The sequence below is a fragment of the Entomomonas asaccharolytica genome (assembly GCF_016653615.1).
GTDB lineage: Bacteria > Pseudomonadota > Gammaproteobacteria > Pseudomonadales > Pseudomonadaceae > Entomomonas > Entomomonas asaccharolytica.
On sequence record NZ_CP067393.1, the window covers coordinates 844,237 to 864,976 of the forward strand.

Below are 20,740 nucleotides of genomic sequence, written 5' to 3' on the forward strand. Positions count from 1 at the left end.
TATTTAAACAGATAAAGGAAAAAATAATGTTAAAAAATAAAGTAGCGTTAGTAACAGGTTCAACCAGTGGAATTGGTAAAGCTATTGCGGAGGACTTAGCAGCACAAGGTGCTAATATTGTGTTAAATGGTTTTGGTAAGGAGGAAGATATAAATAAACTGGTACAACAGATTCAACAAGACTATGGCGTAAAAGTAGCCTATATGGGTGCTGACTTAACAAAGCCAGATGAAATTCAAATAATGATTGAGCAAACCTATAAGTTATTTGGTAGCTTAGATATTTTAGTAAATAATGCGGGCGTTCAGCATGTAGCGCCTATTGATGAATTCCCTGCGGAAAAGTGGGATACTATTATTGCGCTTAACTTAACCGCTAGTTTTCATACGATCAAACATGCATTACCCATTATGAAGAAAAATAAATGGGGACGGATTATAAATATTGCTTCTGCCCATGCTTTAATTGCTTCACCCTTTAAATCGGCTTATGTAGCAGCCAAACATGGTCTTGCAGGACTGACTAAGACAGTTGCTTTAGAAGCTGCTGAATATGGTGTTTCGGTCAATGCTATTTGTCCAGGTTATGTATTAACACCATTAGTTGAGTCACAAATTCCAGATCAAATGAAAACCCATAATATGACTAAGGAACAGGTAATTAAAGAGGTTTTATTGGGTGAGCAACCTAATAAGCAGTTTGTTAAAGTTGAAGAGGTAGCAGGTATTGCTAGTTTTTTATGCAGTAATACAGCTAACTCTATTACAGGTTCAATGATTTCTGTGGATGGTGGTTGGACAGCCCATTAAACTTAATAGTTACTGTTCTACTTCCTATTAAGTAGAACAGTGTATTATCCAGTAACTTATTAATGATTTGACTGTTGTTATTGGGTATTTAATGCTACTCTAAAATGCTAGGATTAATTAGTAAGGAATGATACATGATTGATACTTTTGAAAAGAATCCAGTATTGGAAGAATATATCAAAAGTAGTATGCAAGCAGTAGAAGTAGCAACTCAGTTCCATATTGATACTTGGAGTATTGAACGTTGTAACTATTGGAATATTGATCAACAACAAGAAAAAATCTATTTTTATTTCAATAGTGATACAGTAGGTATAGAAATTAGTGCGCCTGTACAAGTAGTAGGAATTTATACATTAGATAATAGTACTTTTACTTGGGCATGGGATAATCCGCAGGTAGAACCTAATCTTCAACAAGCAGCAAAAGCAGTACAAAATTTTGCAAAACAGCACGCTTATACAGAGTTATTAAAACAATCCCTTATTTGTTCTGATATAAGAGCTTGGCAATACACTTCTATAGCCATGCGTTTATTTAATTACACAGGCGCGTATAGTGCTAAATATTCAGATGATAGCTTGATGTTTATGATATTTAATAATATTACTGTAAGGCAATTCGAGCTAACAGATATATAAATGTATAGAAATAAATTGATTAAAAAACTCGATTAACTCTTTTAAAAAAAAGGGTACACTATCTATCTAATACTTTTGGCTACTAAGGATGCATTAGGCATGAAAATAAGCGGTTCTTGTTCACGATATCTCACTACAGGTATTCTTTGTTTAGGTTTGGTCACTGTAGGAACTTCACAAATTTCCTATGTAATGGCACAAGCAGTATCTGAAACTCAAGTAGTGGATAATAAAGAGCAAGCAAAAGCACTTTATGATCAAGCTATTCAATATATGAATGATTCTAAAAGTGCTAAAGCCAATCAACAAAAGATAGCTGATTTACTGACCCAATCGGCTAATCTTGGGTATGCACCAGCACAAGTAGATTTAGGTAAAGTCTATTATTTTGGCTTATCTGGTAAAAAGAATGATGCAGTAGCTCTAGATTGGTTTAGAAAAGCTGCTGAACAAGGTGATGCCAAAGGCCAATATCATTTAGGACAAATGTATACAGAAGGTAAAGCAGGTCTTAAGGAAAGTGAGAAAGAGGCTTCTGTATGGTATGAAAAATCTGCAAAACAAGGTTATGCACCTGCTCAATACTACTTAGCTATACTGTATATGGCTGGTGTTGATGGTATTGAAAAGAACCCAGAAAAAGCTATCGAGTTATTAAAGAAAGCAGCAGAGCAGGGTGATCAAGAAGCTATTAATATATTAAATAAGTTACAACCTGCACAGCCAACAGTTCAATCTGAAACACAGTAAAGCCATTAATTAATAAAAAAGCCAAGCTATTGCTTGGCTTTTTCTTTTTGATAATTAGTTTACCCAAACACGAGCATTTTGGAATATTCTGATCCAGCCTGCATCTTCTTTAGATTTATCAGGATACCAAGAGTTTTGAACTGTTCTAAAGACACGCTCTGGATGAGGCATCATAATAGTTACTCGACCATCTGTATTACATAACCCTGTAATACCTAGTGGTGAACTATTAGGATTGGCTGGGTATTGCTCTGTAGCTTTACCATAATTATCAATATAACGTAATGCTACTAACCCAGACTGATCAGCTTTAGATAGTGCTTGTTGATTGGCAAACTCTGCATAACCCTCACCATGAGCAATAGCAATAGGCATTTTAGTACCTGCCATTCCTTGCAAGAAGATAGAAGGAGAGTCTTGTACCTCTACCATCGCTACACGGGCTTCAAACTGTTCTGATTTATTGCGTACAAAGTGTGGCCATAATTCAGTGCCAGGGATTAATTCATGTAGATTAGAAAGCATTTGGCAACCATTACATACACCTAATGTAAAGGTATCATAACGATTAAAGAAAGTTGTAAATGCTTCTCTAGCCTGACTATTAAATAAAATTGATTTAGCCCAACCTTCACCAGCTCCTAATACATCACCATAAGAGAAACCACCACATGCTACAATACCTTTAAAATCATTAAGGTTTACACGACCTGCTAGGATATCACTCATATGTACATCAACAGCAGCAAAGCCAGCACGATCAAAAGCTGCTGCCATTTCTACCTGACCATTAACCCCTTGTTCACGTAAAATAGCTATTTGGGGACGAGTACCTTTATTAATATAAGGGGCAGCAATATTTTGTTGTAGATCATAAGTAAGGTTTACTTGTAAACCAGGATTATTATCATCTGCAATGATTGCAAATTCTTGGTCAGCACATTCTACATTATTTCTTAAACGCTGAATTTGATAACTGGTTGCTGACCATTGCTGTTGTAAATTAGCACGGCTTTCATTAAACAGTGAGTTACCTTCCAAGCTAAAATGAATATTTTGTTGTTTAGTTGGTTGTCCAATTACTGATACAGCATCTTCTAAACCTGCACCACTAAAGTGAGCAAGTATCTCCTCTGTATCTTCTTGGCGAACTTGGATAACAGCACCTAGTTCTTCATTGAAAAGTGCTGCTAATACATCATCTGTACTTTCAACGAGTGGATCTAATTGAATATTTAAACCACAGTGACCAGCAAAGGCCATTTCTAAGACAGTAGCTAATAATCCACCGTCCGAACGATCATGATAAGCCAATAATTTATTGTCAGCATTTAAACCTTGAATAATGGCAAAGAAGGCTTTTAAGTCTTCTGCATCATCTAAGTCAGGTACTTCTTGACCTAGTTGGCTATATACTTGGGTAAGAATAGAAGCACCTAGGCGGTTTTGACCACGACTTAAGTCGATTAAGATAAGATCTGTATCGCCTTGATCTAAACGCAGTTCAGGGGTTAATGTTTGACGAATATCTTGAACAGGTGCGAAGGCAGAAATTACTAAGGAAAGTGGCGAAGTTACGCTTTTTTCTTGTCCATTATCCGACCAGCGAGTTTTCATCGACATGGAGTCTTTACCCACTGGAATAGTAATACCTAATTCAGGGCATAATTCCATGCCCACAGCTTTTACCGTGTCATAAAGACGAGCATCTTCACCTGCATGACCTGCCGCTGCCATCCAGTTAGCAGATAGTTTAATATCTGCTAGTTTTTCAATACGTGCAGCAGCAATATTAGTAATACTTTCAGCCACAGCCATACGACCAGAGGCAGGCGCATCTAATAAGGCTAAAGGCGTTCTTTCCCCCATTGCCATTGCTTCACCAGTATATACATCGAAGCTAGTAGCTGTAACCGCACAATCTGCTACAGGTACTTGCCAAGGGCCAATAAATTGGTCACGGGCTACTAAACCTGTAATAGTACGGTCGCCAATAGCAATAAGGAAGCTTTTACTGGCTACAGTAGGGTGGTGTAATACTCGGCTAATAGCTTCCTTTAATTCAATACCCTGCGTTGTAAAGTTATCACCTGCTATCTTCTCACGTTGGGCTGTGCGATGCATACGTGGTGGTTTGCCAAGCAATACTTGTAATGGCATATCTACGGGGTTATTATTAAAGTGGTTGTCGTGTACTGTAAGTTGGTGATCTTCAATCGCTTCACCTACTACTGCAAAGGGGCAACGTTCCCTTTCACAAATTTCTTTGAAACGTTCGAAATCAACAGCATCCACTGACATTACATAGCGTTCTTGTGATTCATTACACCAAATTTCTAAAGGTGTCATATTAGGTTCGGCATTAGGCACATTGCGTAATTCAAATTTACCGCCACGACCGCCATCGTTGATTAATTCAGGTAAGGCATTAGAAAGACCACCTGCCCCTACATCATGGATAAATTTAATAGGATTGTTTTCACCTAATTGCCAGCAACGGTCTATTACTTCTTGGCAACGACGTTCCATTTCTGGGTTATCACGTTGTACTGAAGCAAAATCTAAATCGGCTGAACTTGCACCCGTAGCCATAGAGGAAGCAGCGCCACCACCTAAGCCAATAAGCATAGCTGGGCCACCGAGTACAATAAGTTTTGCACCAATACTGATTTCAGCTTTTTGTACGTGTTCTGCACGGATATTACCTAAGCCACCTGCTAGCATAATAGGTTTATGATAACCACGTACTTCCTCACCATTAGGGGTGTTTACAGTTTGTTCAAAAGTACGAAAATAGCCATTTAGTGCAGGGCGACCAAATTCATTATTAAAAGCTGCGCCACCCAAGGGGCCTTCGATCATAATATCTAAAGCGCTCACAATACGCTCTGGTTTACCGTATGGTTTTTCCCAAGGTTGAATAAAGTTAGGAATATTTAGATTAGAAACTGTAAAGCCTGTTAAACCTGCTTTAGGTTTTGCGCCACGACCTGTAGCGCCTTCATCACGAATTTCACCGCCTGAACCTGTGGAAGCACCAGGGAAGGGGGCAATCGCAGTAGGGTGGTTATGGGTTTCGACCTTCATTAAAATATGTACAGGCTCTTGCTTGACTGCATATATTTTTGATTCTGGATTAGGGAAAAAACGGCCAGCAGTAAAGCCTTCAATCACTGATGCATTGTCTTTATAAGCGGATAATACACCTTCATGTCCCATATCATAGGTATTTTTAATCATGCCAAACAGGCTTTTCTGTTGGGCTTCACCATCAATATCCCAACTAGCATTGAAGATTTTATGGCGACAATGTTCTGAGTTTGCTTGAGCAAACATCATTAGCTCAACATCATTAGGATTACGTTTTAACTCTGTAAAGGCATTTAACAAGTAATCGATTTCATCTTCTGCTAGAGCTAAGCCTAATTGTTGGTTAGCTTCTACTAGTGCAACTCGACCTTTATCTAGTATATCTACTGAGGTAAGAGGGCGAGGCTCTGCATGGTTAAATAGTTTATCTGCATCATTGATGTTAGTTAGTACTTGTTGAGTCATTCGATCATGCAGAATACGGTTAATTGTTTGTTGTTCAGCTGCTGATAACTTACCTTCAATATAGTAAGCAATACCACGTTCTATACGGATAATATTATCTAAACCACAATTATGAGCAATATCAGTCGCTTTACTTGACCAAGGTGAAATAGTACCAAAACGGGGTATTACAAGATAAAGTTGCCCCTTTGGTTCTTCAACTTTTGCAGCAGGACCATATTTTAATAGGCGTTCTAGAACTTGTTTATGGTCTGCTGATAATTCTGTTGTGGTATCAGCAAAATGCATAAATTCAGCATAAACTGCTGTTACATGAGGGGCAGCAGCTTGTAATTGGTTTACTAATTTTCCATGACGGAATGAAGAAAGAGCAGGTGTACCACGCAGAATCAGCATTGTCAGATAATCTCAATAAAAGGGATAAGACGAAAGATGTATATTTTACCTTAAATTAAGGTTTTTGACAGCATAAGAGTTTACTTACTAACCATTCCTTTTTCTATTTCAATACCGCTAATACGTCTTAGAGCAGAAGCTACAATAAATTGAATATCTAAGGCCAAATTTACTATTTCTAATCTGCTCATATTGCTATCATCGTAACGAGTTTCTATATAGTCAGGTAAACGGTTTATTATTGCTAATAATTTTTTATCATCACTATGTGGTTTCTTCTTAATCATTGCTTTAGCTAGTTTTTTGTGAGAATGACCATATTTATGTTTTAATTCATCTTTAGATAGTCCTAAATATGATAATGTACCTTTCATTGCCAATTCAGCGGCCATGCAAATAGGCTGTAAAATGGAGTTTGTTCTATAGGTATTTACTAATGAATCAGCGATAACTTCTAGATTAGATGTAGCTTGCTCCCAAAAGGTATGAGCTTCATTTTGTTTGTCGCTCAGAGCATTTACACCATAAGCAAAGTCATAAATATTTATAAATGATTGTTTACTATTTTCAGCAGTTTCTTTATTAAATCGACACCATATCCACCATGTATGTTCATCAGTAAAGCCTATGCCTTTATAAATTGATATGTTCACTTGCCCAAAAACTATAGGGAGTATGAATTTTCTAACTTGATCCATTGATGCAATAATACCAACACCATATCCAGACCAATTTGTTGATACTTCAGGAATTAGTTTTTTATAAGCTTCTTTTATAAGTTTAGCTTCATCAGTCTCTGGTGTAATAGCTCTTACCCCCAAAATGTCTTGTACTGCACAATATGGCCTTCTATAAAAAGGTATATCTTCTTTCGCATATTTTTTATCCAAATTCCAGACTGTTTCTGCTTTAATTTCATATTTTTTCATAGTTAGTAGTTTTATTCACATAATGATATGATTATTTATGTATTATATAAGTTTAAAATTGATAATAATTAACTCATAAATATAATTTATTTTCATTGAAGAATAGCATATTAACTGTTATATTCAGCGAACCTATAAAAGGTGTGTGTGATTTTTATTAGCTTAAAAGAAGTTTTATAAGGAATAACTAAAATATGGCATTAAAATAGTGCCATTTAATCCGCCCATTGAATTATTAATGGGAACTATTTTAAGCATTACAAAGTTTATTTATAATTATATAGCTTGTTGCAGAATTATTTGTTTACAGAGAAACAAATATACAGATATTGAGACCTTATTTTATTTCATTGTGGTTATAAAATGTCTGCAAAGTAGAGCATTAGCTAATAATTGTTTAGTAATATGTGAAAAATTATATGTTGGTTCAGACTACCAATCAGTAAAAAAATTGATCTGATAAAAGTTCTGGAAATATGGCTAAAACCATTATGAAAAATAATGATGGTTTTAATAAAGTAATAACCCGCGGGCGAAAATACTGAACGCGGCACCCGATTTATCATGGAACATGTTGGGTGGAGATGCACTATAAAGTAAGAGTGTAGTTTATAGAAATAGATGCCATAGCATCCGCCTTACTAAATAGATTCCTCCTCCTGCTACTATATGTTTTTGTAACGACAAAAACAGGAGACGCGGTCGCGGATTAACTATAATTTGTTAGTCACGCTAGACACGAAGGTGGTATACCACTTTAGCGCGCCCCAAACAATGGCCTTGAGCGTTGTGTGCCCAAGTGTTTCTGTTCGCATGGAAACAGATGGTACAATATGAAAAGAATGCTGATTAACGCAACTCAGCCTGAAGAGTTACGTGTAGCGCTTGTGGACGGTCAACGTCTATTTGATTTAGATATCGAGTCTGGTGCTCGTGAACAAAAGAAAGCTAATATTTATAAAGGCCGTATAGCGGCTATTCAACCAAGTCTAGAAGCGGCTTTTGTTGATTTTGGTTCTGGTCGTCAAGGTTTTTTACCCCTTAAAGAAATTTCTCGCGAATATTTCATAAATACGCCTGATAATAATGGTGGTCGCCCCAGTATCAAAGATTTACTGCAGGAAGGGCAAGAAGTTATTGTACAAGTTGAAAAAGAAGAGCGTGGCAATAAAGGTGCTGCGTTAACTACTTTTATTAGCTTGGCTGGTCGTTATCTTGTATTAATGCCAAATAACCCAAGCGCTGGTGGTATTTCACGTCGTATTGAAGGCGATGAAAGATCAGAGCTTAAAGAAATCCTCAATGCTTTACAAACACCACCTGATATGGGACTGATTGTTCGTACAGCAGGTTTAGGTCGTAGTATTGAAGAGTTACAGTGGGATTTAGATTATTTATTACAATTATGGGCTGCGATTAAAGAAGCAGCTGATAGTAGTCCCGCACCATTTTTAATTTATCAAGAAAGTAACGTTATTATTCGTACTATTCGTGATTATTTACGTCAAGATATTGGTGAAGTATTAATTGATACAGTGGATGCTTATGAAGAAGCATTAAACTTTATTAGTCAGGTAATTCCTCAATACAAAAATAAAGTGAAGCTTTATCAAGATCCCGTTCCTTTATTTAACCGTTATCAAATTGAAAGCCAAATTGAAACAGCTTTTCAGCGTGAAGTGCGCTTACCTTCTGGTGGTTCTATTGTTATTGACCCAACAGAAGCATTGGTTTCTATTGATATTAACTCTGCACGTGCAACGCGCGGTAGTGATATTGAAGAAACAGCTTTACAAACCAACTTAGAAGCAGCTGATGAAATTGCTCGTCAATTTAGATTAAGGGATATTGGTGGATTGATTGTCATCGATTTTATCGATATGACACCTTCAAAGAACCGTCGTGCGGTTGAAGAACGTATGACAGAAGCTCTAAAAGCAGACCGTGCACGTGTTCAAGTAGGTTCTATTTCTAAGTTTGGTCTTTTAGAAATGTCACGCCAAAGGTTACGTCCATCATTACGTGAAACAAGTGGCGTAACCTGTCCACGCTGTAATGGTCAAGGTACTATTCGTGATATTGAATCTATTGCATTAGCTATTTTACGTTTGATTGAAGAAGAAACTTTAAAAGAGTCTACTGCTGAAGTAAGAGCACAAGTACCTATTCCTGTTGCAGCATTTTTATTAAACGAAAAACGTAATGCGATTACTAAGATTGAGTTACGTAGCCAAGTTAGAATCGTGATTGTTCCTAATGATCATTTAGAAACCCCTAACTTTGAGGTTCAACGATTAAGAACAGATAGCCCTGATGCACAATTTAATGAATTAAGTTATGAAATTCATCATGCCGAGGCTGAAGATGACCATAATCATGCGAGCTCTTCTAAAGCATTAATTCGCCAAGAAGCAATGGTAAAAACAATTGCGCCAAAACAACCAGCGCCAGAGGCTGAGAAAAAGGTTGGTGGTTTAAGAAGTTTAGTAAAATCATTGGTCAGTTTATTTTCAGTTAAAGAAGAACCTGTTGAAGAAATAACTCAAAAGGCTGAAAAGACTACTAATAGTGATCGTAATGGTCGTCGTCAGCAAAATGACAACCGTAACCAACAGCGTCGTAATAACCGTCGTGACACGCAGCAGAATAACTCTAGAGAAGATAGAAATACTTCTACTAAAGATAAAGATAAAGATGAAGAGCGTAAACCTAAACAGGAACGTCCTAACCGTCGTAATCAAAATAATGATCGAGTTAAAGAGACTATTGAGCCTGAGACTATAGATAAGTCAGAAGAAATAGTAGTAAAAAATGATGAGAATACTGTAGAGAATGACGAACGTCCTCGTCGTAGAGCGAGAGGCCAACGCCGTCGTAATCCGAGAAATGATCGTCAACGTGAACAACGTAATGAAGCAGTAGAAACGGAAAGTCCACAAGTTGAGATAGAGAAACAATCTACTAATACACAAGATAATACAGCTAATATTGTTGAAAAAGCTCAGCAGTCAATTGAGTTTAAGCAGCAACAAGAGAAGCTAGAATTACCTGTATCAAGAGAAATTGCTGTTGTTACTGAAACTACTAAGGAAGTTCAGAAGTTTGAGCAACCATCTAGTATAGTTAAAGATGAAGTGGTAGAACGAGTACAATCTGCTAAAGATCCTGTAATTAATAATGAAGTAGAAGCTGTTAAACCACAATCGCCTATTGAGCAGGCTGCTCCATTAGCCAGTGTTGATTCTCTTAAGCCAGCTGCAACAATTGAGTTAGAAAAGGTAGTGGAGCAGGTTGCACCTGCACGTACTGTAGGACGAGCTCCAAATGATCCTCGTGAAATTAAGCGCCGTCAGCAAGAGCTTGAGAAAGTAAATGGTAGTAATGTTGTAAAGGAAGAGTTTTCTGACTTTTCTAGTATAGAATCTATCGCTAAAGATTCTAAGGAAGTAATAGATCCTGAGCGCCAAGGTTAAGTTCTTCAGAAGTGAAATAAAGGGATGATATTTCATCCCTTTTCTATAGCTGAATACCTGAAACAATAAAGTCTATATATTGGATTATCAATGAAAATAGCTTTTGATCACCAGATTTTTTCAATGCAGCGTTATGGCGGTATATCAAGGTATATTGCTAATCTAGCAAAAAATATTCATCTGTTTGGTCATGATGTGAAAGTTTTTGCTAACTTTCATTATAATGTTTTTGGAGCTGATCTTTCTAATGATATTCAGGAGGGAAGGTATATAGTCAAATTTCCTAAAAAAACAACTCGTTTTTTTATGGCATATAATCGTTTTATTACAAGAAAAAAAATCAAAATTTGGCAGCCGAAAATTATTCACGAAACTTACTACTCTAAGAAAAGTTCAAATCCTACTAATTGTCCTACAGTGGTTACTGTACATGATATGATTCATGAGCTATTTAAAGATTCTTTTCATAGCCGAGATAATACTAGTATATTAAAAAAATATGCTGTTGATAGATCCCAGCATATTATTTGTGTGTCTAATAATACTAAACAAGACTTAATAAACATATTGGGTATACCTGAATCTAAAATTTCTGTAGTTCATCTGGGTATGGAGCAAGTAAAAAGAAATGTCACTATGATAAGTAATCACCAAAAGCCTTATTTATTGTATGTAGGACACAGAGGTGGATATAAAAATTTTAATGGCTTATTAAAAGCGTTTGCTTGCTCAGAGCGTTTAAAAAAAGATTTTACTATTGTTGCATTTGGAAGTAATAGTTTCTCAACGAGTGAAAAAAATTTAATGGCTTCTTTAGGGTTAAATGAGAATCAGGTGAAGCATATTATAGGGGATGATGATTTATTGGCGGCATTATATCAGGGAGCTACAGCTTTTGTTTATCCATCTTTATATGAGGGCTTTGGCATTCCTCCATTGGAGGCAATGATTAATGATTGTCCAGTGATAAGTAGTAATATTAGTTCAATGCCAGAAGTAATTGGCGATGCAGCTAGTTTTTTTGATCCTCATAGTACTGAACAAATGAGTTCTGCTATAGAAAATGTGGTTTATAATGATAGCTATAGACGGGAGTTAGTTCAAAGAGGACAGCAACGAGTTAGTCTGTTTACATGGGAACAGTGCGCTAGAGAAACTATGCAGGTTTATCAGTCAATTGTTTAAGGTAAAATATATAATTAAGTTTTTAGTTAATAGGTATGAGAAAGCCTTGTTGTATAAAAAATTAAAGTTAAAATATACAATTTGATTATTAAGGAAGATCATTCATTTGGTTAATACTAAAAAAATCAAGAAAGCTACTATTTGGTCTTCTATAGAAACTTTATTATCAACAGTTTTAAGTATATTTTCAATTTTATTTCTTGCTAGGGTTCTTGCCCCAAATGATTATGGACAAATAGCAACAGCGCAATTTATTGTAGGATTATTGCAAATTATTTTGAGTCTTGGTTTAAATGAGGCAATTATTCAGCGTAAACTATTAGTTAAAAAGGATATTCAGACTATTTGGACTGGAAGCATTTTTTTATCAATTTTATGTTGTTTAATGTGTATTATAATTGGCGTTTATTTTTCTTTTATAAATAATAAAATTTTATCTTATATCCTATATTTCGAAGCTGTTAATTCTTTCTTATTTATGCTTTCAATAGTCCCAACTGCTTTACTTATAAGGGATTTAGAAATGAAAGTTTTCGCGCATAGAGCCATTATTTCGCGTATAGTTTTTTTTATAGTAGCAATTCCTTTAGCTTTTTCAAATTTTGGGCTTTGGAGTATAGTTTACGCAAATTTGGTGCAAACTTGCATAGCTACCTTATTAATTTTGTATGCCTCTAAGCATCTAATACCTAGAAAATTTTTTTTTAACAAAAAAAGATTTATAGCGATTACAAAATTTGGTTTCTTTGTAATGGTTGAGAATGTTCTATGGAGTGTTGTTTCTAAAGTGTTTGGGCTATTAATTGCAGTTTTTCATGGAAGTGCGGCACTTGGTTTCTATAATATGGGTACAAAGTTAACAGATATTATTTTGAATATTTTAAATACAAGTATTATTAGGATAGCATTACCCATTTTCTCATCCATCCAACATGATAAAAGTAAATTGTTATATGCTTTTCAAGCATCAACGTATTACTTTAATCTGATTTCTTTGCCTGCTTTTTTTGGCATGGCATTAACAAGTAATTATTGGGTACCTGTTATTCTAGGTGAAAAATGGATAGCAATAACACCTATTGTTCAGATTATTGCAGTAATGTATGGTATTATGTATAGTAGGATCTTTGTGGGGGTGGCTATTAAAGCTTTAGGAAGATCAAAAGATTTTCTATTTCTTTCTCTTACTTCAGCAATTATTACTGTATGTGCTGTTTTTTTTACAAGGAATTCAGAGCTTTATATAACATTATTAGCTTTAGCTATTCCACGTATCCTTATTACATATCCTCTAGGGATGTATCTTATAAAAAAAATCTGTGGCTTTAGTTTTTTAAGCCAGATAAAACCTATTATTTTTCCGTTCATTGTAAATATGTTCTGTCTCTTATACACCTCCCAACCCACCCACCTCTCCTGACCTCTCCTCGTCTTCCTGCGTCTCCTGGCCATTCCAACTCTTCACCATTCTGATATATCTTCATTAATAATATTATGCAATATCAAATTTCTTTTAATAGTTGATTTTTTTTGCATATATCATATAGGCATGTGATAGCATTTAAATATTTTTATAAACCCTATTAAAAGATAAGAAATAGATATTTTAAGAAAGTATTTATTTTAGTTATTTATAACTTAATAATTATCATAAGTAATTATAGAGTTTAAATAAGAGTAGTAAATATGGACTAATTTTTAATTTTCTTTATTTTCATATTTCCTGCTGAAGAATCCTGTTTGAATTTACCATTTATTTTTGTAAGATACTCATCAACTGCTTTCTTACATCCGCTCCAGTCAAAGTAATCATCGATAATGATACTTCCACCAATAGATAGTTTAGGAAATATTCGTTCAAGACATGTTTTTACAGGGTCATACCAGTCTACATCTATGTGTGCGAACGCAATCGGTTGGTCTAGTTGCATTGTGTCTTGTAATAACCCTTTAATTAAATGAATGTTATTTTGAGTACATTCACAATTATATTTAGATAAATTATTTCTAACTAAATCCTGTAGATTATCAATATATCCATAATATTTGTCTCCATCTATTCCTGTTGATTTTCCTGATTTAATAATTTCATACCTTTCATGGATTTCTTCAGGATCTTTTTCACTTGGTGGTGGGATGGTGTCAAAAACATCATATAAATAAAGTGGTGTTTCTTTTTTCTTTAATGAAGCAATCAATATAGCGCTTCCTCCTAATGCACAACCTGCTTCTAAAAATATACCTTCTACTTTTTCCTTTTCGATTTCTTCACAAGTATTAGCTATAGCAATTAATTTATTTTTAGATAAATAAGTTAATTTTCCATTTATTATTTCTTCAATAATCTTAATGTTACGCTTTTTATTACTATTGAATAGCCAACTTCCTAATTTCATATTAAATAACCTTTAGTTTATTGAGTTTAATTATAATGTTTTTTGTCATTAACGAATAGTTAGCAAATTTAAGTTTATTTATAATAGTTCAAGTGGAAAAGTAAGTTAATATAGATAAAGTATTTTTATAATAGATTATCTGTGAAAATTTGTATAAATAATTATTTGTTAATTTTTATATAGTTAGTTTTTAAATTATTGAACATCTGGCAATAATCCAACAGTTTATTTTTTAACTAATGTTATAAATTATATAGTAAAAATGATTGTAGATTATTCGTTTTTCAGTAATGATACTGTTCAAACTAACGTGTTTAGGCTAATTTCTAATATGATCAATGAGAAGATGATAGGTTTAAAGAATAGTTTGCGTATAATACTCGATTTTATTGAAGATAAAGCTGATGTAGTATATATAGATTATCCATTACATCATAATGTTGGGGATCTTTTAATATTTGTGGGAACTATAGAGTTTTTTAAAAAATACAAAGTTAAAGTCAGAAAAAACTTAAATGCTCATAACTTAGATATTTTGAAATTAAACAAACTTATAACGTCTAAAACTACTATCCTATGTCATGGTGGTGGAAATTTTGGAGATATATATGGATTGCATCATAATCTCAGAGAAAAAATCATAGAATCATTTCCAAATAACAGAATTATAATTTTGCCTCAAACAGCTTTCTTTGCAGAACAGGTTAATTTAGAAAAATCAAGGCAAATCTTCTTAAAACATAATAATGTTGTGTTATTAGCGCGAGATGACCCAACTTACGAATTATTTAAAAGTTTCTCACCGCATACATACTTAATTCCAGATATGGCACATCAACTGTATGAAACATTACCTATTGATAAGAAAGCAGGCATTGGTACATTTTATTTTTTTAGAAAAGATATAGAGCTGAATCCTCTTCAGGAAGAGCTTAGAAATAAAATTAAAACAGCTAATATTTATGATTGGGAAGATCTATTAACAAAAAAAGATCATAAATTATTAATTATTATGTATAAGTTTATGCGAGCAAATAAAAGGCTGAAGCTAGATTTTATAGATGATGCGGTATTTAATATATGGCATAAACATTCCAAAAAATTAGCTTATAAATATGCAAAATTATTTTCGAGTTACGATGAAGTCATTACATCAAGATTACATGCACATATTTTATCTTGTTTAGTTGGTACATCTTCTACAGTAATTGATAATAACTATGGTAAAAATAAAGCATATTATGATAGATGGACGAATGACATGGATTTTACACATTTTCTAGATGAGTGAGATGTGGTTATATGTTACCTATTTATGTTGTTTCTCTGAAACATGATGTAGAAAAGCGAAAAATTATTGAAAATAAATTGAATAGTTTACAAGTTACTTTTGAATTTGTTGATGCTGTTTATGGCAAAGATTTGCCTAAAGAATTTATTTCACAATTAAATTTAGCAGGTGAAGCTCTTGAAAGAGGTTATAAGCCCGCACCTGGTGAAGTTGGATGTACTTTTAGTCACTTGAAAGTATATCAATTGATGTTAGAAAGGAAACAAAATTGGGCTTGTATTTTAGAGGATGATGTCATTCTAGATCATCGGATGCAGGATTTTTATATTAATTTTGATAATTGTCGGTTTGAATCTGTTAATGATAATTTGTATTTAATGGGTGGGCAAAATGGTATATCAGCTAATATACTAGTGGCTAAAAGTATTTTTAGCTTTTTTTATATAGGCAAGCAAAAATTCTCTAAAATTATTAATAGTGAGCAGTATGTTTGTCGAACTTGTTGTTATTTTATAAGTGCCAAATTAGCTAAAAAACTCATTGATTTATCTAGTGCTGTGTTTTTATTGGCAGATGATTGGGAATATTTGGTAAAAAATACAATTATTGCTAATATCTACTTAGCTAATTTTGTAGATCATCCTAAAGATTTATCGTCAAGTGTACTTGAAAGAGAGAGAAAAGCGGCACAAAAAGAAGCGCAAATGACTATTAAAAGAAAGAGTTTTCCCATTAAAGTAGTGAGATTTTTGGCTTATAAAACTATCTTTTATTTGAAGGCTATAATAGCTCAAGTCAACAGATTCAAACGATAATTACCTAAAAGAAATTATTAGCCAGTTTTAATTTATATCGACTCAAGGGTAAGAGGTATTGTATAATATTTACCACCTAAGGTTTCCCTTTGGGGTCGATTAGGATTCGACGCTGGTGATGAAACTTGAGGGGCATGTCGAGCTGGTAGCAAACCTCGTAAATTAGTTGCTACAAATTTATAGTTGCCAACGACGACAACTACGCTCTAGCTGCTTAATCAGCTAGCAGATGCTAGGGGATGCCTGTAAACCCAAACCATCTGTCAGATAGAACAGGATCGTCACAAAGTTTGCTATAGGCGGCGTGACTAAAATTTATATAGCTAGCCCAGCGCACCCTGCCTATCGGGCGGCAATGGGTCAATTCAGTAGATAAGGCTAAGCATGTAGAACCGATAGCGGAGTGCTGGCGGACGGGGGTTCAAATCCCCCCGGCTCCACCAAATAAAAAACCTTAATAGATTTCTATTAAGGTTTTTTTGTTTCTTGTATATGACATCCTTTCTAATCTAACTATGAGTTGATAATTAATAATATTAAAGTTTGAGAGTAATATTATTAAATAATGAATATTACTTTGATCAGTTTGAATAATTAATTCTATTGAATAACAGAATTTAAGAAATCTAATCATATTTTATTATATCTGATGGTTGATAAAATCTTCTGCTGTGCGTCTTTTATATGTTATTTTTATCGACTAATGATTTAAAAAATAAAAAGAATTAACTTGACTTATGCACACTTACTGGAAACTCAGTGCATTTTTATTGATAAAAATTTTGAGTAAGTTTGTTTTGTATAAGTTATTGATTTTAATAAATTTATTTTTTAATTGAAAAGTGAGCAATTTGTAGCAAAAGCAGTGTTCAGTAGGGATAGCCATATATTTTCAAATAATATTAACAGAGTTATCCACAGTTTTTGTGGATAGTTATTTTTAAGAAAAAGATTTAATTTAATTCGAAAGTTATCTATTGGGCTTTGATAGTATTAAATATAATTTTTAATAGGTTTTAACCCCTTTAGGGGTGTATAAAATAAATTGAATTTATAAAATGAAGTATTAGTTGTTTTAGGGTTTTTGATTTCATTAGGCTAACTTATTGGTAATAATTGCCATTATATTTATCACAACTGAATAAATTAATGGAAAATAAAAAGTTATTATTCTAGTTCTTCTATCCAAGCACTTTGGATAGCTTCTAATACTTTTTCACCACAGCGATTAGGATCATCATTAAATTCGGGTAAATCCATTACTTTTTGACGTAATTCAACAAAGTTTATAGTGAGTGGATTTACAGAAGGATAGGTGTCAGTGAGTTGTATAGCTATTTCTTGTACATCTGTCCATTTAAGAATCATTTTTAGGCTACCTTGTTAGTGGTTTTCTGAAACTTGATTAATGGTATAGCGAGGAATTTCTACAATCAAATCTTCATCGCCTACCACAGCTTGGCAAGAGAGACGAGAATCAGGTTCGAGTCCCCATGCTTTATCAAGCATATCGTCTTCTAATTCATCAGAAGGTTCTAAACTATCAAAACCATCACGTACAATGACATGGCAGGTAGTACAAGCACAGGACATTTCGCAGGCATGTTCAATTTCTATACCATTACGTAGAGCAGCCTCAATAATGGTTTCCCCAGTTTCTGCTTCAATTACTGCACCTTCTGGGCAATGTTCTTCATTAGGTAAAAAAGTAAGGGTAGGCATAAAATTATCCTATGGTTATTCACTGTCTATTTCATTAAGGCTACGACCAGTTAATGCTTGTTTAACAGTAGCATTCATTCGTTTTGCTGCAAAAGAGTCAGTAGCTGTTGAGAGTTTTTGAGTATATTTATCAATTGTTAGTAGATCATTAGTATCAACGACTTTCTTTAACTCTGCTACATGTTTAGTTATTTCTTGATATTCTGTAGGGTTAAGAAGTTCTTTACCATCAGCTAGTAATGCAGCTTCAGTAATTTCTACTAATTGGTTTGCTTCTACTTGGGCTTCGCGTAGGCTACGTTGTTTTTTATCGTTCTCCGCGTACTCAAAGGAGTCTTGCAGCATACGTGCGATTTCACCATCTGTTAAACCATAGGATGGTTTAACTTGGATTGCTGCATGGGCACCACTGGTAAGTTCTTGTGCTGATACGGCTAATAAGCCATCAGCATCTACTTGAAAAGTAACACGTATTTTAGCGGCACCAGCAACCATTGGGGGGAAACCACGAAGTTCAAAACGTGCTAAAGAGCGGCAGTCAGCAACTAGTTCTCGTTCACCTTGAAGTACGTGAATCATCATTGCCGTTTGACCATCTTTATAGGTGGTAAAGTCTTGTGCTCTAGCAACGGGGATAGTGGTGTTTCTAGGTATAACTTTTTCCATTAGTCCTCCCATTGTTTCAAGTCCCAATGAGAGGGGGATAACATCGAGAAGTAACAGTTGGTCATCATCATTACGATTACCAACAAGCGCATCTGCTTGTACAGCAGCACCTAATGCAACAACTTGGTCAGGATCAATATCTGTGAGAGGTTGTGTACCAAATAGTTCACCTACTTGTTCTCGAACAAGAGGAACTCTGGTGGAGCCACCCACCATAACGACATTACTAATGTCATCAAGGCTAATATCTGCATCACGTACAGCACGTCGACAGGCTTTGAGGGTTCGTTCAACTAATGGTGCAATTAAATTATTAAATTGTTCGCGAGTAAAACTACTTTGCCAGTTTTTATAGCTAACAGTGGTTTGCTGGTTTTCAGTTAGTGATTCTTTTGCTGTGCAAGCAATCTTTAACAATACTTTTTGTTCAGCAGGGGATAGATCATTGGAAAGGTTGGCTTCGGTAATAATCCAATCAGCAATGAGGTGATCGAAATCATCACCACCTAGCGAGCTGTCACCACCTGTTGATAAAACTTCAAATACACCTTTGGCAAGGCGTAAAATAGAAATATCAAATGTGCCACCACCTAGGTCATAGATAGCGATAATGCCTTCAGCTTGCTTATCTAAACCATAGGCAACAGCCGCTGCAGTAGGTTCATTTAGTAGACGCAGAACTGTAAGTCCAGCTAAACGAGCAGCATCTTTAGTTGCTTGTCGCTGTCCATCATCAAAATAGGCAGGTACTGTAATAACTGCACCTACTAGTGAACCTCCTAAACTTTGTTCAGCACGATGTTTTAGTGCTTTTAAAATTTCAGCAGAAATTTCTACAGGGCTTTTGGAGCCTTGTACCGTTTCAATAAACGGCATATTAGATTCACCTTGTGTAAAACGATAGGGGAGTTGATCTCCTAATTGTTTTACATCGTTGATGCCTCGCCCCATAAGACGTTTAACTGAAGCAATGGTGTTTAGAGGGTCTTTGGTTGCTGCGGCTTGAGCTGTTTTACCTACTTCTATTTGATTTGGTAGGTAATGAACTACAGAAGGTAAAATAACATTATTTTCTAGATCTTTTAATGCTGTAGGAATACCACTTAATACACTGGCAACTAATGAGTTGGTAGTACCTAAATCGATACCAACAGCTAATTTTTTCTGATGCGGCTTAGGGCTTTGACCTGGTTCTGCTATTTGCAATAAGGACATGTATACTTCTTAATGGTTTAGGTTAATCGTCTAAGTGTTCTTCTAGCTGTTTTACAGACAAGGCTAATTTGTCCATAAACTGCATGCGTCTAACAAGCTGTTCAGCATGTAAATAATATTGGTGATCTTGCCAATATTTATTAAACTCTGCTTCTAAGTCCGCTTGTGTTTGTTTAATACGTGTTTTGAAGTTATTTAATTGCTTAAAATCAGCTTGTTCTCTCAGTTCATCTAGCTCTTCATGCCATTGCATTTGCTGCATAAGGAATTCAGGGTCTTGTACGGTTGTTTCTAACGGTATATTACTACCTTTTAAACTGAGTAAATAACGAGCACGTTGTGAAGGCGTTTTTAGAATTTGATAGGCTTCATTTAGATTAGCAGAATGTTCTAATGCTAAACGTTTTTCTCTCTCACTAGCTGCCACAAAACGATCAGGATGTGCTGACGCAGCCTTTTTACGATAGCGCTCAGCAAGATCATTTAGATTGATATCAAAATGTGGCTTTAAATCTAATAGTGCGAAGTAGCAGGGTTTATCACCACTACATTCTTCAGACGTTGAAGCTTTCTCCACATCCGCATTCGCCGCGCACGTTAGGGTTGTTGAATTTAAATCCTTCATTTAGGCCTTCTCGAACGAAATCAAGTTCTGTTCCGTCAATGTAAATTAAACTTTTAGGGTCGACAACCACTTTAACACCAAAATTATCAAAAACAATATCATTTTGGTCGGTTTCATCAACAAACTCAAGTACATAAGCCATACCTGAACAGCCTGTTGTACGCACCCCTAAACGAATACCAATACCTTTACCGCGATTAGCTAAAGCGTTTTCTATATGCTTAGCGGCTGCAGGGGTCATAGTGATTGCCATAAAATCTCCTTACCAAATA

At 34.8% G+C, this 20,740-nt stretch carries 16 protein-coding genes and 1 other RNA gene; 9 read left to right on the plus strand and 8 right to left on the minus strand.

Annotated features, from left to right (window positions below; genetic code table 11):
- Window positions 1-23: 23 nt before the first annotated feature.
- The 3 genes from JHT90_RS03815 to JHT90_RS03825 all read left to right on the plus strand — a co-directional run bounded on the left by JHT90_RS03815 (window position 24) and on the right by JHT90_RS03825 (window position 2,200).
- Window positions 24-809 carry a 3-hydroxybutyrate dehydrogenase gene (locus tag JHT90_RS03815; protein ID WP_201095752.1) on the plus strand — a complete coding sequence of 262 codons (786 nt, stop codon included), beginning with the start codon at window positions 24-26 and terminating at the stop codon, window positions 807-809.
- Window positions 810-943: 134 nt separating this feature from the next.
- Window positions 944-1,450, plus strand: a complete 507-nt coding sequence (locus JHT90_RS03820) for a DUF6882 domain-containing protein (RefSeq protein WP_201094340.1) — start codon at window positions 944-946, stop codon at window positions 1,448-1,450.
- Window positions 1,451-1,549: 99 nt separating this feature from the next.
- Window positions 1,550-2,200, plus strand: coding sequence for a tetratricopeptide repeat protein (locus JHT90_RS03825; RefSeq protein WP_201094342.1), 651 nt, complete (start codon window positions 1,550-1,552; stop codon window positions 2,198-2,200).
- 54 nt (window positions 2,201-2,254) lie between these two features.
- Here the strand turns inward: JHT90_RS03825 and purL are convergent, their stop codons facing one another.
- Both purL and JHT90_RS03835 read right to left on the minus strand, forming a co-directional pair.
- On the minus strand, window positions 2,255-6,151 hold the full coding sequence (gene purL, locus JHT90_RS03830; RefSeq protein WP_201094344.1) for a phosphoribosylformylglycinamidine synthase: 3,897 nt from the start codon (window positions 6,149-6,151) through the stop codon (window positions 2,255-2,257).
- Between the two features lie 80 nt (window positions 6,152-6,231).
- The gene (locus tag JHT90_RS03835) at window positions 6,232-7,080 is read right to left on the minus strand and encodes a HEPN domain-containing protein (RefSeq protein ID WP_201094346.1); all 849 of its coding nucleotides are present in this window, start codon (window positions 7,078-7,080) and stop codon (window positions 6,232-6,234) included.
- 833 nt (window positions 7,081-7,913) lie between these two features.
- On the opposite strand from JHT90_RS03835, the gene rne reads away from it, so the two are divergent.
- From rne to JHT90_RS03850, 3 genes are all read left to right on the plus strand, one after another.
- A complete protein-coding gene (rne, locus tag JHT90_RS03840; protein WP_201094348.1) occupies window positions 7,914-10,553 on the plus strand; it encodes a ribonuclease E in 2,640 nt (879 codons plus the stop codon).
- Window positions 10,554-10,643: 90 nt separating this feature from the next.
- Complete coding sequence (locus JHT90_RS03845; RefSeq protein ID WP_201094350.1) at window positions 10,644-11,738, plus strand: glycosyltransferase family 4 protein; 1,095 nt, start codon at window positions 10,644-10,646, stop codon at window positions 11,736-11,738.
- Between the two features lie 106 nt (window positions 11,739-11,844).
- Window positions 11,845-13,158 (plus strand): oligosaccharide flippase family protein, encoded by a 1,314-nt coding sequence (locus JHT90_RS03850; RefSeq protein WP_201094352.1) that lies wholly within the window; start codon window positions 11,845-11,847, stop codon window positions 13,156-13,158.
- 271 nt (window positions 13,159-13,429) lie between these two features.
- On the opposite strand, the gene JHT90_RS03855 is transcribed toward JHT90_RS03850, so the two are convergent.
- The gene (locus JHT90_RS03855; protein WP_201094354.1) at window positions 13,430-14,134 is read right to left on the minus strand and encodes a TylF/MycF/NovP-related O-methyltransferase; all 705 of its coding nucleotides are present in this window, start codon (window positions 14,132-14,134) and stop codon (window positions 13,430-13,432) included.
- A 331-nt stretch (window positions 14,135-14,465) separates the two neighbouring features.
- Here JHT90_RS03855 and JHT90_RS03860 point away from each other — a divergent pair, with 331 nt between their 5' ends.
- From JHT90_RS03860 to ssrA, 3 genes are all read left to right on the plus strand, one after another.
- On the plus strand, window positions 14,466-15,425 hold the full coding sequence (locus tag JHT90_RS03860; protein WP_201094363.1) for a polysaccharide pyruvyl transferase family protein: 960 nt from the start codon (window positions 14,466-14,468) through the stop codon (window positions 15,423-15,425).
- 11 nt (window positions 15,426-15,436) lie between these two features.
- Complete coding sequence (locus JHT90_RS03865; RefSeq protein ID WP_201094365.1) at window positions 15,437-16,240, plus strand: glycosyltransferase family 25 protein; 804 nt, start codon at window positions 15,437-15,439, stop codon at window positions 16,238-16,240.
- A 91-nt stretch (window positions 16,241-16,331) separates the two neighbouring features.
- Window positions 16,332-16,683: a transfer-messenger RNA gene (gene ssrA, locus JHT90_RS03870) on the plus strand.
- Window positions 16,684-17,407: 724 nt separating this feature from the next.
- On the opposite strand, the gene iscX is transcribed toward ssrA, so the two are convergent.
- The 5 genes from iscX to iscA are packed head-to-tail and all read right to left on the minus strand — an operon-like array spanning window position 17,408 to window position 20,721.
- Window positions 17,408-17,608: a Fe-S cluster assembly protein IscX gene (gene iscX, locus JHT90_RS03875; RefSeq protein ID WP_201094375.1), complete on the minus strand. Its 201-nt coding sequence runs from the start codon at window positions 17,606-17,608 to the stop codon at window positions 17,408-17,410.
- A 15-nt stretch (window positions 17,609-17,623) separates the two neighbouring features.
- On the minus strand, window positions 17,624-17,962 hold the full coding sequence (gene fdx, locus JHT90_RS03880) for an ISC system 2Fe-2S type ferredoxin (RefSeq protein ID WP_201094378.1): 339 nt from the start codon (window positions 17,960-17,962) through the stop codon (window positions 17,624-17,626).
- A 15-nt stretch (window positions 17,963-17,977) separates the two neighbouring features.
- Window positions 17,978-19,843: a Fe-S protein assembly chaperone HscA gene (gene hscA / locus JHT90_RS03885; RefSeq protein ID WP_201094380.1), complete on the minus strand. Its 1,866-nt coding sequence runs from the start codon at window positions 19,841-19,843 to the stop codon at window positions 17,978-17,980.
- A gap of 22 nt (window positions 19,844-19,865) precedes the next feature.
- Entirely contained in the window at window positions 19,866-20,468 is a 603-nt protein-coding gene (gene hscB, locus JHT90_RS03890) for a co-chaperone HscB (protein ID WP_201094383.1), read from the minus strand.
- Entirely contained in the window at window positions 20,398-20,721 is a 324-nt protein-coding gene (gene iscA, locus JHT90_RS03895; RefSeq protein WP_201094385.1) for an iron-sulfur cluster assembly protein IscA, read from the minus strand. The genes hscB and iscA overlap by 71 nt, the downstream gene beginning before the upstream one ends.
- Between the last annotated feature and the right edge of the window lie 19 nt (window positions 20,722-20,740).

Excerpts from the sequence above, each read along its gene's own strand:
- JHT90_RS03820 (WP_201094340.1), top strand. The coding sequence starts at position 944 with ATGATTGATACTTTTGAAAAGAATCCAGTATTGGAAGAATATATCAAA.
- JHT90_RS03825 (WP_201094342.1), top strand. The coding sequence starts at position 1,550 with ATGAAAATAAGCGGTTCTTGTTCACGATATCTCACTACAGGTATTCTT.
- purL (WP_201094344.1), bottom strand. The coding sequence starts at position 6,151 with ATGCTGATTCTGCGTGGTACACCTGCTCTTTCTTCATTCCGTCATGGA.
- JHT90_RS03835 (WP_201094346.1), bottom strand. The coding sequence starts at position 7,080 with ATGAAAAAATATGAAATTAAAGCAGAAACAGTCTGGAATTTGGATAAA.
- rne (WP_201094348.1), top strand. The coding sequence starts at position 7,914 with ATGAAAAGAATGCTGATTAACGCAACTCAGCCTGAAGAGTTACGTGTA.
- JHT90_RS03845 (WP_201094350.1), top strand. The coding sequence starts at position 10,644 with ATGAAAATAGCTTTTGATCACCAGATTTTTTCAATGCAGCGTTATGGC.
- JHT90_RS03855 (WP_201094354.1), bottom strand. The coding sequence starts at position 14,134 with ATGAAATTAGGAAGTTGGCTATTCAATAGTAATAAAAAGCGTAACATT.
- JHT90_RS03860 (WP_201094363.1), top strand. The coding sequence starts at position 14,466 with ATGATCAATGAGAAGATGATAGGTTTAAAGAATAGTTTGCGTATAATA.
- JHT90_RS03865 (WP_201094365.1), top strand. The coding sequence starts at position 15,437 with ATGTTACCTATTTATGTTGTTTCTCTGAAACATGATGTAGAAAAGCGA.
- iscX (WP_201094375.1), bottom strand. The coding sequence starts at position 17,608 with ATGATTCTTAAATGGACAGATGTACAAGAAATAGCTATACAACTCACT.
- fdx (WP_201094378.1), bottom strand. The coding sequence starts at position 17,962 with ATGCCTACCCTTACTTTTTTACCTAATGAAGAACATTGCCCAGAAGGT.
- hscA (WP_201094380.1), bottom strand. The coding sequence starts at position 19,843 with ATGTCCTTATTGCAAATAGCAGAACCAGGTCAAAGCCCTAAGCCGCAT.
- hscB (WP_201094383.1), bottom strand. The coding sequence starts at position 20,468 with ATGAAGGATTTAAATTCAACAACCCTAACGTGCGCGGCGAATGCGGAT.
- iscA (WP_201094385.1), bottom strand. The coding sequence starts at position 20,721 with ATGGCAATCACTATGACCCCTGCAGCCGCTAAGCATATAGAAAACGCT.